Source organism: Methanosarcina sp. 2.H.A.1B.4, from assembly GCF_000979385.1.
Taxonomy (GTDB): Archaea; Halobacteriota; Methanosarcinia; order Methanosarcinales; family Methanosarcinaceae; genus Methanosarcina.
On the sequence record NZ_JJOV01000078.1, the window covers coordinates 1 to 14,245 of the forward strand.

A 14,245-nucleotide genomic window follows, 5' to 3' on the forward strand; every position below is an offset into this window, starting at 1 on the left:
CACCTGCGGAACGCGGGGAAGAGCTTGGGGACTTGCCCTCAATAGAGGGAGGAATGAACCAAGAAGCCACTCAGTCTTTAGCTGAGTGGTAGTTCACTAGTCCTGCTCTTTTGCTTTCTCTTTCATTGTTTGAGGGCTGTATTTTTTTCTTCTATTTTTGTCCTGATATAACTGCCCGCAAAAAGGAGAATAATGCCTAACCCTATTATTTCCGGGATAAATGTGCCTGAATACGCCGGATTGTATGAATTACTCAGGATTCTCATGAAGTACTCAATAAAACCTCCGGAAAGCGTATCTTTTGGAAACTCCCATCCCAGAAGTGGCCAGAAAAGGACTTCAGGTGAATTCCATATCTGGTCCTCAAGCAGGTGACAGAATGAAGCGCCTGCAACAATAAGGGGTATCATCCAGCCCTTTCGGTAGAAGGTGTAACCTGCAACCAGCCCCAGCAGGACTCCGAAGAGAAGGGTATGGGCAAAGATTCTTCCGCTTCCTATAGTCTCAGTAAGAATTATCCTGCCAAGGGGTTTGTCGATAAAGTCCGGAAGGAGAGCCCCAAAAGCGATCCATTTAAAGTCTACCGGAATATTCTTTTTCGAAAATAAACGGTTCAGGGAATAGAAGATCCCCAGAGTAATGCCTATATGCCCGAGAATAAACATCAGATTAAAAAAGTTGATTGCGTATAATTATGTTTTGGCCGGCCGGCCTGAAAGGCAGGCCAGCAAAGGGTTCCGACGTTTTACTGATGTACGAAACTTTTCAGATCTGGCACTCAGATACAAGCTTTTCTACAAGTTCCTGCCTGATCGCAGTCCTCCGGTCTCCGCCGCAGACCATACCCCGGACGCCAATTATGTCGGGTCCTATCCTTTCGAGTACCGGAAGGTCTTCGAATTTCAGGGAACCGGCAATTGCATTTTCAAGCCCGTGTTCATGAGCAAGGTCAGTAAACTCTGTCAGCTCTTTTTCATCCATGAATTCGAAGGTAGATTTCCCGTCCTTGATGCCTGTATCTACCATAACCACATCTACTCCGGCCTCTGCGGCAACAGCGGGGAGTAAAATAGGAGAAATCGAATTAATACGTTTATAGTCCGAATATCCTGAGGCAACAACCTTTTTTGATGGGTCATAGTCTTTTACGGCTCTTGTAATCTTTGTGAGCAGTTCAAGGGCCTGTGCTTCGGTCTGGATATCGTAAAGGCCTACTTTAATATAATCCGCTCCAGATGCTGCTGCTCCCAGGGCAGCAAGGGCAGCAGTTCCGGGTTTATAGTTGAAATCTCCTATTGTTGCGCTTATCGGCTGCCTACCGTTTACAACCTCTTTAATATCCCTGATTACCCAGGGGAAATTGGCTCCAAGAGAACCTTCTTTCGGGTTTTTGACATCTACAATGTCTGCGCCGCCTCTGGAAGCGATGATTGCTTCCTCTTTATTTATTGGACTTACAAGCAGTTTCATAAAAAGCCTCTAATTAAGAATGAAGTTAAATCTTCAATGATATATATTGTTTATTTATATACAATCGGTCTTATTTTATATTTTTTTATAGGATGATGCAGCTATGTGATAAGTATGTTCCGCGTAATTTTTGTGATGGATATATTTAACCGTAACGTTGTTCTTGCAAAAGGAGGAGTAAGGGAAAATTACCGCCCGGTTTCGGATTCAAGTGTTATATGCAGCAGTTCGGACCCTGTTGATATACTCGAATCTGTGCACCCTCGCGAAGTCTACATTGCCGATCTTAATGTACTGCAGGGGAAAGGTCCCCTCGAGACTAATGCCAGCATTATCCGGGAAGTAAGTTTTAGAGCAAAGACAATGCTTGATTTTGGAATCGCTTCTCTTGAAGATGTGGACAAAGCGCTTTCCATCGCCCAAACTGCAGTCATAGGCACAGAGACAGGCACACTTGCAGTGATCAAAGAAGCAGCTTTACGATACCCCGGAAAAATAAGTGTCAGCATTGATATAAAACACGGGAAGCTTCTTAAACAGGACCCTGAGATCCCGCAAGATCCCTTCGAAATCGTAAAGCTGCTTAACGGACTCCCCTTAAAAGACCTTCTCTTCCTCGACCTCGACAGGGTTGGGACGGCTTCTGGCTTTGATTCTGAATTCCTTCGCAAACTGGCTGAAGCCTCTGAGCACAGTGTACTGCTTGCAGGCGGGGTCAAGGGCATGGACGACCTTTTTGCTCTGGAGAGGATCGGCGTAAGGGGCGCTCTGGTAGCAACTGCAATCCACTCAGGTTCGGTCCCTCCGGAAGTGATGGACATGGGACTTGAAATGATTAAGAAAGGCAATTAATGAATTCTCGGGAAGGATTTATGTCCTGTCTTATGCCTCCTGTATATAAGGCATTGAGTATCTTTATAAACCAATTAGCAGATTTATATCCAGATCATCAGATTTCATCATCAAAACAAAGAGTTTACGAGGTTACAGCATGGCAACAAGAAAGGTAACTGAAGAGAGCATTGAAGAGCCAGTAGAGGAGCGCGCAGGAGAACACAGTGGAGACGGGTACACGGAGATCAAGATGGGGGGAGGCTGGTACATGACCATCTCTCTGGCGCACAGCGACCGTTTTGAAAAGGAATATGTAGAGCTCGCAAAAGAACGTGGAGGCGTGAAAAAGTCCCGCTTCAATCTCAACCCTTCGCACGTCCGGATGCTGGCGGAAGCCCTGATCAAATTTGCGGATGACAACAAGCTCTAACCGGGCTTTCATTTCATTTTCTTTTTTTATTTCAGTCGAATACCCCGCTAGCCTGCTGCGGGGTGCGCCAGCGCAACTTTGATTTTTATATTTATATCCGAGTTTTAATTTTCGAATTTACTCGCCGGGATCAATCTTCGGGTTAATCTCCTGCCAGACTCTTTGATTTTAATTTAAGATTTAATCTTCATGCCCGGTCAATATCCAATTCAATCCCTTTGAACAAACTCGAGAATTTTTTGGACAACTGTTTTTTCCACATTTTCTGGAGAGCAGGACGCATCAACTACTATAAACCGATCTGGCTCTTCTGAGGCAAGCCTGAGGAAATTCTCTCTGACTCCATGTAAAAATTCTATCTTTTCGAATTTGGTTTGTTCTCCCCGCTTCCCGCAGCGCTCAACTGCGATTTCAGGTTCAATATCAAAAAGAAAAGTAAGGTCCGGAACAACGGTCCAGCCGTTGTGCAGGCTCCTTACCCATTCAAGCGGGTTCTCGATACGGTTTTTAAGAGTTATTCCCTGGTAAGCATAGCGGCTGTCGGAATAACGGTCCGAAATCACGGTTTTCCCGTTCTCAAGTGCAGGCTTTACAAGCTTTGCCAGATGTTCAGCATGGTCAGCTGTAAAAAGGAATAGTTCGGCAAGCTGGTCGGTATCCGACTGGATTGCTTTTTCAACAGCATTTCCAGTAAGGGTATCTCTTGTCGGCTCTCTGGTAAAGATCGGCTCAAAAGCACGAATTTCATGGTTTTTCTGAAGTTTTTTTGCAACCGTACTTTTGCCTGAACCATCAATACCCTCAAGTGTGATCAGTTTACCTCTCATAAGGACCGCCTTTTTAATTTTCTTTCTTTACAGGTTTTCATTCAAACGCACTATCTGTATTTATACTCTATAGAGAGTCACACATAGCTGATAGGTCAGGTCAGCAGTTCCAGATAAAATGAGTATCTATTTATGCAAACATTAAAAATAACTTAAATTAATGACTGTAATAGGAGTTATCACACGGGGCAAGTACGGACACCGCCTTATTGAAATTGTAAAGGAACACAGTGATTTTTCAGTTGTAACTGCCGACCTGCCCGAGTTCGTGCCCATATTCATTGAGGAACCTGATGAGTTTCTGGAAAGACTGAATTTCGACCTGCGTGTCTTTTCTGCCGAGATTGTAGTTACTTATTCCCTGCATCCTGACCTTACCTCGGCAATTGCAAAACTTGCCGCAGAAGCCGGGGTGCGCTCTTTGATTATCCCTGGAGGGCCTTCCAGAGCATCGGTTCCCGAACTTAAAAAAATTTCAGAAGCTTCCGGAATGGACATCGAGGTGGATGAAATTTGCTGCACCCTCGAACCCACCTCCTTCAATCGTCCGTTTGCTGATATTTTCGGGTCTCCCGTTTTGAAAGTCAAGACTGAGAACGGAAAAATAGCTAAAGTTGAGGTCATAAAAGGTGCCCCCTGCGGAAGTACATGGCATATGGCAAAGGAAATTATTGGAGTGCCAGTAAAAGATGCCCCCCCGAAAGCCGGGCTGCTGGTCCAGCAATATCCCTGCCGGGCGGTCAGGGGCGAAATGGGAGGTATTCACGAGTCTGCAGAACTGCACAAGCAGGCGCTCATAAAAGCGCTTGAGAATGAGGAGTGATTATATATTCTTTGGAAAAATATATTCTAAATATGGCCGAAAAATGGGATCCAATTTTTAATTTCTGAAATTCCTGTTTTTTGCCTGTACCGGTTTCCAAATACCTTTGGGGGTGAAAACATTATTTCCCTATCTATCTCAGAAGATTCAGGGCCCGAAGACCTTGAGCCAATAGCAGTCGCAGTTCATTCACTAATGGGACTCCCTACCACTATTAGAAGCCTCAAACGAAAAGGGCTTCGCCTGGAAAAGGGAAAAATCCTTGACAGGGACTATACAGGACCTGTACTCGAAGAGGTGTTAAAGACTAACAAAATTGCCCATGAAGTTCCCGCAGAAGGCATGTACCGTGGAAAACATGTGGTAGTTGTTCCCATCCGTTCAAAGGATGGTAAGGTTGTCGCGGCTCTCGGGATTGTGGACCTTCTGGCTACAATTGATCTTCCATCTGTCTTTCAGGAATATACTTCCGTGCTGGAAGAAGTCGAGGATGCAAAAAAATGAAGCCAAAGCAGGTTACAAGCAGCATTCTAATAAAGAAAAGGAAATAACAAATTGCTTTTTAAAACAAATTGCTTTTTAAAACGAATTGCTTTTTAAAACAAATTGCTTTTTAAAACGAATTGCTTTTTAAAACGAGTTGTTTTTTTAAAGCGAATTGATTTTTATTGGAGGATTTTGTCCCCCACCTCTTTTTCAAGGTTTGAGAGGGACATTTTTCCAATTCCTCCAGTCCTGAATGAAATACAGGGTCTGAGTTTTAAAACCGGGAAAAGTTTTCCGGTATTACTGTGGTTTTTCGTATAATTTGACCTTTTTCAACAGGGCTCCACTCTTTGCGTGGGGCTGTCTGAAGACTGTGTCATTGGACTTTTCGATTTCCCTTGCCTGGGTTGCGAGTTGCGCTGCAGCTCCCATGATCTCGTGCCCGGCTGCGGCTGTGAGGCATACCTGGTCGATTTCTTTTAACATAAAGCAAGCAGGGAAGTTAACCTGTGCAACTTTCTCAGCCATGTGAAGGGCGGCAAGAGCCTTTGCTTTTGCGTATGGGTTTGCAAATCCTGCGTGTTCTACACATTTCTCAGGTTTTGCGAAGATATGCGGGAGTTCAAGCTCCTTTCCTGACTTTCCGGAAGCAACCTGCTCGGTTACCCTGTCGAGCTCTTCCTGGATAAGTCTTACAACACCACAGACGGAAAGGACTTTCATAGCATCGGAATTGAAGGATGCCATCTCAACGGGGTCGAGGAACTCCCTCTTTGCTCCGATAAGGGGGTCTACCGGAAGGATAATGTATCCGAAACCGTCCTGCTCAAAAGCCTCACGGGCTTCCTTTTTTGTAGGACCGTCTGAAACTACGATACAGGGTACATCTTTCCAGAGTTCACGGGCTGCGGTAGGGCCTGGAGCTGCTGCATTCGGACTGATAATTACCACGAAGTCAGCATTCCACTGCTTGAAGCTTTCAGTGTCCGCGGCATCGGCTGGGCCCATTTTGGCACCAGTACCACATACCCTTACAGTAATTCCTTCTCGCGCTGCAATTTCATCCTGGATCAGATTGATAACCTGGCTCATTCCCAGGTTGCCCAATTTTATAAAGCCTATGTTGACCATTTTTCTCAAAATCCTGTGTTGACCTTTTTCTTCAATAGTGGAATTCCTAAAGGGTTTATAATCCTTTTGGCAATCTCCCTTTCGTATCCATCTTATTTTATATATATCTGCCCTATTTATAATTATTATTCGGTACCTTTTGTTGCTCCTCCGAAAAGCTTAAAAGGGATGTGATTTATTTCACTCAAAAACGTTGACATCAATGCTGTTGTTTTGTGGTTTTGTTTTCGCGAAACCCGCATTATAATTTGAAGAACTTTATCCGTTGGTGGGCTTTTAATGTCAGGGCACATATATTCTATCAAGCTGCGGGGGTACCCTGAAAACGGTATTTCGTGCGGCATGCCCTTTTTCGGGAATTGTCCCGCTATATATATAGCTATTCAGGTCCAGGTTTTGATTGAGTGAACTGTCCTATACATAATTCTACTGAAAACAAACTTATTGTTTTTGATATGGATAGTACCCTTATAGACGCTGAGACCATCGATGAGCTCGCCAGGGCCGCAGGTGTTGTAAGCAAAGTAGAGGAGATTACGAAGAGAGCGATGTATGGAGACCTCGATTTCGAGCAAGCGCTTGCAGAAAGGGTCAGACTTCTTAAGGGACTTCCCCTTGAAACTGCCCTTGATGCTGTAAATCAGATTAATCTTATGCCGGGAGCAGCTGAACTTGTCCTGTATGCTAAAAATCGGGGTTATAAGACTGCGATGATTTCCGGTGGATTTACCATAGCTGCCGAGATGGTAGGTAAAGTGCTTGGTATTGATTTCGTCGTCTCTAACGAACTGCTTATGGAAGACGGCTGCCTCACGGGCGAAGTTGTCGGTCCTGTCACACAAAGCGATTCCAAAGCAAAAGTGTTCGAGGAATTGGCTCGGTTTTACAATGTCAGGCCTGAGCAATGTGTGGTTGTCGGGGACGGCGCAAACGATGCTTGCATTTTTGAGGTAGCTGGGTTTGCCATAGCTTTCAATCCAAAGCCCATACTTAGGGAATATGCGGACGTGGTCATAACAATAAAAGACCTGAGAGCCGTGATCCCTGTTCTTGACTCTCTTTCTTATCAATTTTGTAATCAGGCACAGCATGTCGACATCGAACACTACTAAAATGCCAGCTCTTTTGCTGGATCGGGAGGCACAATAAGAGATGCTAAAGGAATTACAGAAAAAAAGATCAGATTTGAAGGACATTTCTGAAGAATCCAAGGAAAAAAGGAATACTTTAAACGCTGAGGCCAGCGCGCTTGCCGCAAAGCGCAACGACCTGAACAAGAAGACAAAAGACCTTATCAACGAAGCCCAGGAACTAAAAGTTCTCAGGGACGAGATCAACGAGAAGGTCAGTGAATACAAGAACAAGCGCGATGACACCAACGCCAAAGCAAATGATTTGTTCGCAAAGGCAGATTCCATCAGGAAGCAGAACAACCTTGGCGGACCCTCAATCAAAGCCTTAAGGAAAGACATCGATCGCCTTGAATTCACCCAGCAGACCGAAGTTCTCAGCACAAGCAAGGAAAGAGAACTCGTTAGCAAGATTGCAGAGCTTCAGAAACAATACCACGAGAAAAAAGTCCAGCTTGAGGGCAACCTCGAACTGAAAGATATCCTGGATGAAGCCCAGCAAATCAGGGACGAAGCTTCGGAGTTCCACAACGAGCTTGCCGAATACGCCAGGCAGGCCCAGGAATACCACGAGAAGATGATTAATGCCTTCAAGGAAGCTGACAGAACCAGGGCAGAGTCAGACATTGCACACCGGGATTTTGTAAAAGCCCAGGAAGCAGCTGACGAACAGCACAAGATTTTCATCAATGCCCAGAAGGAAATCAGGGATCTCGACAAAGAAGTCTTCAAGCTCAAGAAGAAAGACAAGGACGGAAAGTCCCGTGTCGTCAAGTCCGAACTTCAGAAGGATGCCAAATCCATTTTCGATAAGTTCAAGGGCGGAGCTAAACTCACTACCGAAGACCTGATGACTCTTCAGCGGTCTGGTTTAGTCTAATCAATCACATCGAATATATTTGCTCGCTAGATTTTTAATTTCCGTTGCAAGTAAAGGTCCCAAACCTTTACCTGCACTCATTTTTCGGTTTCCAGCTTATTTTTCTGTTCCCAGCTTATTTTTCTGTTCTCAGAGCAGTACTGCGCTGTTTGTTTAATGTTGCCTGTTTATTGCCTGTTTATATCCCCTGCTTATGCTGTCTCAGTTGTTTTTATCCAGGAATATGCGGTTTTTCTAGAAGCTTTTTCTTTTCGTCGTTCCCTGGTTATGGTTGAAGTTCTGTTAGTGTATTTTCGTGCAGTGTACTTTCGCACAGCTAGTGCTTTCGCTTTTGTCTGTTGTGCAGGCAAGCTCACCTAACAGAGCATACGGAAAAAAAGAACTATTATGATTTTTAAGGTCTGCCTGCTTCAAAAATCTTAAAAATGCTTTAAAAAAACCTGAAGCTCACTCTGGAAGCTTCAGGTATTTTTCCCTGAACTCGGGGTTTCTCATAAGGCAGCATTTTGCGTTATATGCGGGATCATCCCTGATTTTTTTCCAGACATCCTTTATTTTGTCCCGATGGACATTTCCATAGGGGATAGGGATACAGGCACAGGGGTGAATATTTCCTTCAGGCGTGATGTGCAGCCATTTTCTGCCTGCCATACAGCCCATGGTCTTCATAACCTGTGGAATTGGAAAAACTCTGGGTCCTTCCTTTTCCCTGGTCTGGGACACAAAAGTGTCAAATTTCCTGAGGTCTTTTGGGGTCATGATCTCGGAAGCATGGTCCATCCACCTGCCTGTTGGCACTATCTCATAGAAAGAGAGTTCATGGATTCCAAGATCTGTTGCAAGGGTATAGAGTTCATCAAGCTCATTGACATTGTCCCTTGAAAGCACCACATATATGTTTACAAGCAGCCCAGCCGCAAGTCCGTTTTTGACTGCTTCAACCGCGCTTTTGAAAACTCCTTTCCTGCCCCTTACATAATCATGCTTTTCCTCATATGCGCTGTCAAAACTAACTGTAAGGGAATACAGCCCTGCAGCTTTAAGGCTCCGTGCGCGTTCTTCTGTTAGTCCGACTCCTGAGGTGAACATCCCGGTAATAGCTTTTTCAGGGGCAACGTAGCTTATCAGGGCTTCCAGACCAGGGTAGGTCAGGGGTTCTCCCCCATCAAAAATCACAAAGGTTGTGCCCATTTCGAGCACCTGATCAATTACATCTTTAACAGTTTCGGGCGCAAGCTTTGCCCTGTTCTTTGTATCGGGGAGGGCACAGTGGATACAGTTGTTGGGGCAGTCCTCGGTAATTGAGATTGTTACCTGGTCAGGCATATTTTTTCCGAACATTGATGATAACTGGCTCTTCACAAGCCGGTCAAAGCCCGGACTTGGAATCGGAGGCATCCAGGTAGAATAGATCAGGCGGTCAGCTTCTACATTCGCAGGCTTTTCGCCGTCAAAGATCGAGATGTTTGCCGCAAGGGCTTTTTTCATGAGTGGGGAGGCTACTCCTCCGGTTTTCATCTTCAAGCACCCATCTTCAATTTCGGCATAAACCCTGAAAAGGGGATTTTTATAAAACTCGTACTGCATATTTTCCCTGCATCTGGCTTTCTGGTAGTTTTTTCTTTTCTTTATTTTCCTTTCTTTATTTTCCGTTCTATTTTTCCGTTTTTTCAGTTTTATATTTTCCAGTTTGCCTTTCGTCTCCAGTTTACTTATCCCTCAAGAATGCTCTGTATTTTAGCATAGCTGAGGGTTTCTTTTTCAGAGTGAAGATAAATACCTGCATAGCCTGTTCAAAGGCGTTGCCGTGGATGAAGGATAGGTCTTCTTTTTCAAATACCCTTACCATTTCATTTATTTCTCTATCCGTCATCTTCCTGAGGGTCTCAAGCCCTATACGGCCAAGGTAATGCTCGACCTTAAACTCCTTTTCCCAGGTTTTCCGGTATTCCGAAAGAGCACTTTTTGAGACGTCTCCCTTTTTTACAGCATCTGCCGCCACGTCTCCGCATATCTGACCTGCCCTCATAGCATAGCCTATCCCGGACTGGCCTGCAGCTCCTCCAGCTACCATTATCCCATCAGTTATGTACTCACCTGGGATAGTAACAATAGGGTCCCCCCCGGAAAGTTTTCTTACAACTTCAAGTTCTTCGAGCCCTTTAAGCTTTTTGAAACGCTCTACCCAGGCATTCAGGTAAGGAGTAGCATCTTTCCCACATCTGCGCACGTAAGCTCCAATCGCGGCATTATCGCCTCCTCTGGGTGCATATGTGGTCTTCCAGCCGGGAGCATGGTTTCCTACATAGTACTCAAACATTTCAGGCTTCCCGAGCCCAGGAGCCCTGACGTCCAGCTCAATTCCCCAGGCAATATCCTCGGGGTGTTTCATTGTTTTCAGACCTAGAAGGGATGCCATTTTTGAATTGATGCCGTCGGAAATTACTACAAGTCTCGACCTGAACACCCCTGCCGAAGTACTGATCGCAAATTCTCCCCCTTCTTTCCGGATACTGTTTACTCCTATCCCTGTTCTGAGATCAACACCGGTTTTTATTACCTTTTCAGCATAAAATCTGTCAAATCTAGCTTTATCGATAGAATAACCAGGTGTTTCTACTATAACTTCGCGTCCTTCCGGGGAGATAATCTTCATTCCCTTGAGGTAATGCACAACATAAGACGGGTCTACCTTTTCTCCGCACCTGTCAAGCATCCCCTTAAAAAAAGAGTTTGCAGGGTGTGGCGGATTCCCTATCTCTTCCTTTTTTTCCAGCAAAAGGACATCCGCACCCTTTTCACAGGCATTTCTGGCAGCCATGAGCCCTGCAGGGGACGCCCCGATTACAATAATATCCGCATCCATTTTTTTCTATCCTTTTTTCACCAGATAATGGAGGTATAAGATCCAAGATATATGCAGAGCACCACGTCCAGGATCATTGACCCGAACATTATTGCTCTGTAGTTTGAGCCGTTAAGGAAAAGCGCGCCGCCCCTCTCAGGAGTTGGATGTTTGATAAAATCAAAACATTGGGCAAGCATCCAGAGCCCTGAGGCAAGAGCGCCTGCAAAAAATACCGGGCCGAGTCTGGCTGACCAGCCTATTATAACTGAAGCAATAACTCCGACAATCCACCAGAATGTCACAAACCTGGCGGTAAAGGGAATTCCGAAGGTTACGGGCAGTGTAGGGGCCCCTTTTAGCCGGTCCCCTTCCACATCTCTGGCAACGCCTCCCAGAGTAAAAGCCCAGTCCGTAACGCACATCATGAGCCCGAAACAGATTGCCGGAAGGGGTAATATCACTCCGTCGCTGCCTTTCAGGATTCCTGCGGGGTCAAATGCAAGCCATACCCCGATAGGTACGAGTCCGTAGGAGATGCCGACAGGCAGGAAGCTCAGGAAGGTGCTGCGCTTTGCAAAGATTGAGTAAATGGTGATAGTTGCAGCTGCGACAAATAGGACTGCAAGGGATTCCGGGTTCAGGTACGTGGCTGCGGCACCTGCGATAAGTAAAAGCAAGAGAGCGTACATCATTGCCGAGTTCTTTGAGACCCTCGACGCAGGCAGGGGACGGTCCGGGATATTTATGGTGTCGATATCGACATCGCAGCAGTCATTGAAAACATATGAACTGGTTATGGCCGCAAAGCCTCCTATCACGGCAATCAAGAAGGGGACAAGTAAGGGCAGCCCTCCGGTTGCCAGGTAGGAAGCAAGGATCGCGCTTGCGGCGGGGAGGGTCAGGTCCATGTAGTAGAGTTCGGGTCTCAGCAATCGGAGGTAGGGGCTGAGCTCCCCGATTCTTGCTGTAAGGGACAATCTTTTCACCTGTGCTTTTCTGGTTTGTATTGGGGGTTGGTTATATTTCGGGAATTGTCAGGTTTTTAGTGTTATCAGGGATTTTTACAGTTAGTCCTATAAACATTGGCATCTCAAAAAAGTTTCCTTTTTCTCTTTTTCAGGAGAATCCTGCCATGAAAAGGTAACTGAGGGGTTTACGAGATGCATGAGAACCCCTGGAACAATTAAATAATCCATGAAAAATCCAGGCCCCTTTAAGGGGCTATGAGATACTTATTCTTTTTTCCAGGCATCCCTGTAGACCAGTTCAGCCTTTTCTTTTATTTTTTCGAGCAGGGGATGCTCGAACGCCCGCTCACAGACAAAGGTAAACTTCGCTTTCGGGTTAAGCTCTATCAGTTTAAGGGTATTTGAAAGGGCGGTGCTGAGAGCTTCGTAATCCGGAAACTTTGAGACCTCGGCATTGAATGGGTATACCTCTTCCATTTCTGCAGGGAATGCCCCGAAAGGTGCTTTGAAGATAAGGAGCTGGTCATAGCTTCTCTCCCCTTTCACCGGAGTTGTGCGGATAATTGCCGAACCTTCAAGGCTGAACCTTTCCAGCCGCTTTCCGAAACGCAGGACTTCGGGGCGGGAGGCGGATTCGGGTCCGCAGTAGAAAAAGGTGCTTTTGGTGGCAGGGTCTAACTGTTCCAGCCATGAAGAGTGAGTATAGAGTTTTTTCAACCCGTCAAGAAGTTTCGGATGGGCACGGCAGCGGTGTTCAACAAGCTCGAGCAGTTTTCCATCCCTTATGGACTGCTTGATCAGCCTGATTTCTGCAAAGGTTGCATAAAGGTTATGCCTTGCGAGAAGCTCTTCCTTATTTTTGGCTTTTTTCAACTCATCTGCAGTATATTTAGAACAGATAGGACAGGGACAGGGCAGGTAGTTTAGTTTTTCTATGTGATAAGTCCCGTTTACAGTAATATAACGCCCGTCCTTGGCATAGAGGGCATAAGCCGCCGAGTCAAAAAGGTCACAGCCAAGCGCGACTGCAAGAGCAAACATCATAGGGTGCCCTGCCCCGAAAAGGTGTACAGGTGAAGTTGGAGATAGACCTTTTTTGGCTGCGGCAATTACATCCACAAGCTCTGCGTAGCGATAGGATTCCATTAGCGGGACAACGGCTCCCAGGGGATAAACATCAAAGTTCAGGTCTTTCAGGTGGGATGCAGCCTTTTCCCTGAGTTCGGGATAGGTCGATCCCTGGACCGGGCCTGCAAGGAGCTGTTCGCCCTGAATGAATTTGCGGGCAGCTTCCAGGCGTTCGGTAGTGATTACAAGTTCTTCTTCCGCCCTCCTGTAGTGAACGTCCGGAGGAGTCGGGATATCAAGTGGGACTATGATGTCGCTCCCGATTTTCTGCTGGAAAGCGAGGATCTCTTCGTTTGTAACTTCCACTGACCCGTATACTGAAAGTTGAAAAGAGCCCGAGTCTGTCATAATTGGCCCGTCAAAGCCAAGGAGCCCGTGCAGCCCTTTTTCAAGGGCGACACTTCGCAGTTCTTCCTTCCGGTAAATGATATAGGAATTGGTGATCAGAATCTCTGCCCCGAAGCTTTTCATCTCTTTCGGGGAGATAAGCTGGATGTTCGGATTTACTACAGGCATGACAGTAGGTGTTTCAACAGTCCCGTGAGGGGTCTTGAGTTTACCTATCCTGCCGCCTGCGTCCTTGTCGAGAATTTCAAATGTCGCTGACATGCCGGGGGTATAGATGCCTCTCAGATATATTTATCTTTGGGGACCCCGAATTGCGCCTCGGGAGTACGCGGTCCTTTTCGCTGCGCTCAAGAGGACTGAGTTACAAATATTGTTGACCTTTTTCTGTTTTTCCGTGCCTTTCGTTTTTGTGGAATATTTCAGTTTCTGCCGTGTCCGGGCATTTCCCCATTGTATAGTTTGGTGTCATCCATGCACAACCGTTATATATCTCAAGAATTCATGGTTATATACAAGATACATACAGGTGATTACATGACTGAAGACCCGAAAAAATTGTTATTTGATTTTACGGCCGGACTTGGTGAGTTTGCTTCCGAAACCGAAGTTCAGGGAAAGCAGGCTGCAGCGTTTATAGGCATGGTCGGAGCAAGCTTTGAATCTTCGGTTCTTGACTTCAAAACCAAGGAATTGATTGCTATAGGTGTTGCCCTCTACCATCGCTGCCCTTACTGCATCTCTCTGCACGCCTTCAATGCCCTTGAGGCCGGAGCAACAAAAGAGGAAATTATGCAGGCTGCCATGGTTTCAGTTTCTTTTGGCGGCGGACCTTCGATGTCCTTTGCAGTGACCCTCCTGAAGAACGCGGTTGAGACCTTCCAGGGCGAGTCCTTCACCAAAGAAGACCGGATGGAGATTCTCAAAAGGCTTGGGATGGCTTAA

The 14,245-nt window shown here is 45.9% G+C and carries 16 protein-coding genes; 8 read left to right on the forward strand and 8 right to left on the reverse strand.

Annotated elements, in window-relative coordinates; all coding sequences use genetic code 11:
- Positions 1-122: 122 nt before the first annotated feature.
- Positions 123-665, reverse strand: coding sequence for a metal-dependent hydrolase (locus tag EO92_RS11765; RefSeq protein WP_048171803.1), 543 nt, complete (start codon positions 663-665; stop codon positions 123-125).
- Positions 666-765: 100 nt separating this feature from the next.
- Entirely contained in the window at positions 766-1,470 is a 705-nt protein-coding gene (locus EO92_RS11770) for a (5-formylfuran-3-yl)methyl phosphate synthase (RefSeq protein ID WP_048133586.1), read from the reverse strand.
- Positions 1,471-1,584: 114 nt separating this feature from the next.
- On the opposite strand from EO92_RS11770, the gene EO92_RS11775 reads away from it, so the two are divergent.
- Both EO92_RS11775 and EO92_RS11780 read left to right on the forward strand, forming a co-directional pair.
- A complete protein-coding gene (locus EO92_RS11775; RefSeq protein ID WP_048171805.1) occupies positions 1,585-2,322 on the forward strand; it encodes a HisA/HisF-related TIM barrel protein in 738 nt (245 codons plus the stop codon).
- 139 nt (positions 2,323-2,461) lie between these two features.
- Entirely contained in the window at positions 2,462-2,734 is a 273-nt protein-coding gene (locus EO92_RS11780; RefSeq protein ID WP_048171807.1) for a hypothetical protein, read from the forward strand.
- A 209-nt stretch (positions 2,735-2,943) separates the two neighbouring features.
- Here the strand turns inward: EO92_RS11780 and tmk are convergent, their stop codons facing one another.
- The gene (tmk, locus tag EO92_RS11785) at positions 2,944-3,561 is read right to left on the reverse strand and encodes a dTMP kinase (RefSeq protein ID WP_048171809.1); all 618 of its coding nucleotides are present in this window, start codon (positions 3,559-3,561) and stop codon (positions 2,944-2,946) included.
- A gap of 160 nt (positions 3,562-3,721) precedes the next feature.
- Between tmk and EO92_RS11790 the strand changes: the two genes are divergently transcribed.
- Together EO92_RS11790 and EO92_RS11795 are read left to right on the forward strand one after the other, a co-directional pair.
- A complete protein-coding gene (locus EO92_RS11790) occupies positions 3,722-4,384 on the forward strand; it encodes a DUF166 domain-containing protein (protein WP_048133582.1) in 663 nt (220 codons plus the stop codon).
- Positions 4,385-4,579: 195 nt separating this feature from the next.
- Positions 4,580-4,888: a DUF2111 domain-containing protein gene (locus EO92_RS11795; protein ID WP_327037149.1), complete on the forward strand. Its 309-nt coding sequence runs from the start codon at positions 4,580-4,582 to the stop codon at positions 4,886-4,888.
- Between the two features lie 282 nt (positions 4,889-5,170).
- On the opposite strand, the gene EO92_RS11800 is transcribed toward EO92_RS11795, so the two are convergent.
- Positions 5,171-6,001: a F420-dependent methylenetetrahydromethanopterin dehydrogenase gene (locus EO92_RS11800; protein ID WP_048171811.1), complete on the reverse strand. Its 831-nt coding sequence runs from the start codon at positions 5,999-6,001 to the stop codon at positions 5,171-5,173.
- A gap of 279 nt (positions 6,002-6,280) precedes the next feature.
- Here EO92_RS11800 and EO92_RS18830 point away from each other — a divergent pair, with 279 nt between their 5' ends.
- The 3 genes from EO92_RS18830 to EO92_RS11810 are packed head-to-tail and all read left to right on the forward strand — an operon-like array spanning position 6,281 to position 8,011.
- Positions 6,281-6,409, forward strand: a complete 129-nt coding sequence (locus tag EO92_RS18830; protein ID WP_255350183.1) for a hypothetical protein — start codon at positions 6,281-6,283, stop codon at positions 6,407-6,409.
- Complete coding sequence (gene serB / locus EO92_RS11805; protein ID WP_048133579.1) at positions 6,406-7,113, forward strand: phosphoserine phosphatase SerB; 708 nt, start codon at positions 6,406-6,408, stop codon at positions 7,111-7,113. Before EO92_RS18830 ends, serB begins: the two co-directional genes overlap by 4 nt.
- A gap of 40 nt (positions 7,114-7,153) precedes the next feature.
- Positions 7,154-8,011: a coiled-coil protein gene (locus EO92_RS11810; protein WP_048133578.1), complete on the forward strand. Its 858-nt coding sequence runs from the start codon at positions 7,154-7,156 to the stop codon at positions 8,009-8,011.
- Positions 8,012-8,458: 447 nt separating this feature from the next.
- On the opposite strand, the gene EO92_RS11815 is transcribed toward EO92_RS11810, so the two are convergent.
- The 4 genes from EO92_RS11815 to tgtA form a co-directional block, all read right to left on the reverse strand.
- Positions 8,459-9,598, reverse strand: a complete 1,140-nt coding sequence (locus tag EO92_RS11815) for a radical SAM protein (RefSeq protein ID WP_048171813.1) — start codon at positions 9,596-9,598, stop codon at positions 8,459-8,461.
- A gap of 121 nt (positions 9,599-9,719) precedes the next feature.
- Positions 9,720-10,877, reverse strand: coding sequence for an NAD(P)/FAD-dependent oxidoreductase (locus EO92_RS11820; RefSeq protein ID WP_048171816.1), 1,158 nt, complete (start codon positions 10,875-10,877; stop codon positions 9,720-9,722).
- Positions 10,878-10,894: 17 nt separating this feature from the next.
- On the reverse strand, positions 10,895-11,836 hold the full coding sequence (locus tag EO92_RS11825) for a UbiA family prenyltransferase (protein ID WP_048133575.1): 942 nt from the start codon (positions 11,834-11,836) through the stop codon (positions 10,895-10,897).
- 255 nt (positions 11,837-12,091) lie between these two features.
- Positions 12,092-13,564 (reverse strand): tRNA guanosine(15) transglycosylase TgtA, encoded by a 1,473-nt coding sequence (gene tgtA / locus EO92_RS11830; protein ID WP_048171818.1) that lies wholly within the window; start codon positions 13,562-13,564, stop codon positions 12,092-12,094.
- A 273-nt stretch (positions 13,565-13,837) separates the two neighbouring features.
- Here tgtA and EO92_RS11835 point away from each other — a divergent pair, with 273 nt between their 5' ends.
- Positions 13,838-14,245, forward strand: a complete 408-nt coding sequence (locus EO92_RS11835) for a carboxymuconolactone decarboxylase family protein (protein WP_048171819.1) — start codon at positions 13,838-13,840, stop codon at positions 14,243-14,245.

Coding starts and splice junctions, on each gene's coding strand:
- EO92_RS11820 (WP_048171816.1), bottom strand. CDS start 10,877: ATGGATGCGGATATTATTGTAATCGGGGCGTCCCCTGCAGGGCTCATG.
- EO92_RS11770 (WP_048133586.1), bottom strand. CDS start 1,470: ATGAAACTGCTTGTAAGTCCAATAAATAAAGAGGAAGCAATCATCGCT.
- EO92_RS11765 (WP_048171803.1), bottom strand. CDS start 665: ATGTTTATTCTCGGGCATATAGGCATTACTCTGGGGATCTTCTATTCC.
- tgtA (WP_048171818.1), bottom strand. CDS start 13,564: ATGTCAGCGACATTTGAAATTCTCGACAAGGACGCAGGCGGCAGGATA.
- EO92_RS11790 (WP_048133582.1), top strand. CDS start 3,722: ATGACTGTAATAGGAGTTATCACACGGGGCAAGTACGGACACCGCCTT.
- EO92_RS11775 (WP_048171805.1), top strand. CDS start 1,585: ATGTTCCGCGTAATTTTTGTGATGGATATATTTAACCGTAACGTTGTT.
- EO92_RS11810 (WP_048133578.1), top strand. CDS start 7,154: ATGCTAAAGGAATTACAGAAAAAAAGATCAGATTTGAAGGACATTTCT.
- EO92_RS11780 (WP_048171807.1), top strand. CDS start 2,462: ATGGCAACAAGAAAGGTAACTGAAGAGAGCATTGAAGAGCCAGTAGAG.
- EO92_RS18830 (WP_255350183.1), top strand. CDS start 6,281: ATGTCAGGGCACATATATTCTATCAAGCTGCGGGGGTACCCTGAAAAC.
- EO92_RS11815 (WP_048171813.1), bottom strand. CDS start 9,598: ATGCAGTACGAGTTTTATAAAAATCCCCTTTTCAGGGTTTATGCCGAA.
- tmk (WP_048171809.1), bottom strand. CDS start 3,561: ATGAGAGGTAAACTGATCACACTTGAGGGTATTGATGGTTCAGGCAAA.
- EO92_RS11795 (WP_327037149.1), top strand. CDS start 4,580: ATGGGACTCCCTACCACTATTAGAAGCCTCAAACGAAAAGGGCTTCGC.
- EO92_RS11835 (WP_048171819.1), top strand. CDS start 13,838: ATGACTGAAGACCCGAAAAAATTGTTATTTGATTTTACGGCCGGACTT.
- EO92_RS11800 (WP_048171811.1), bottom strand. CDS start 6,001: ATGGTCAACATAGGCTTTATAAAATTGGGCAACCTGGGAATGAGCCAG.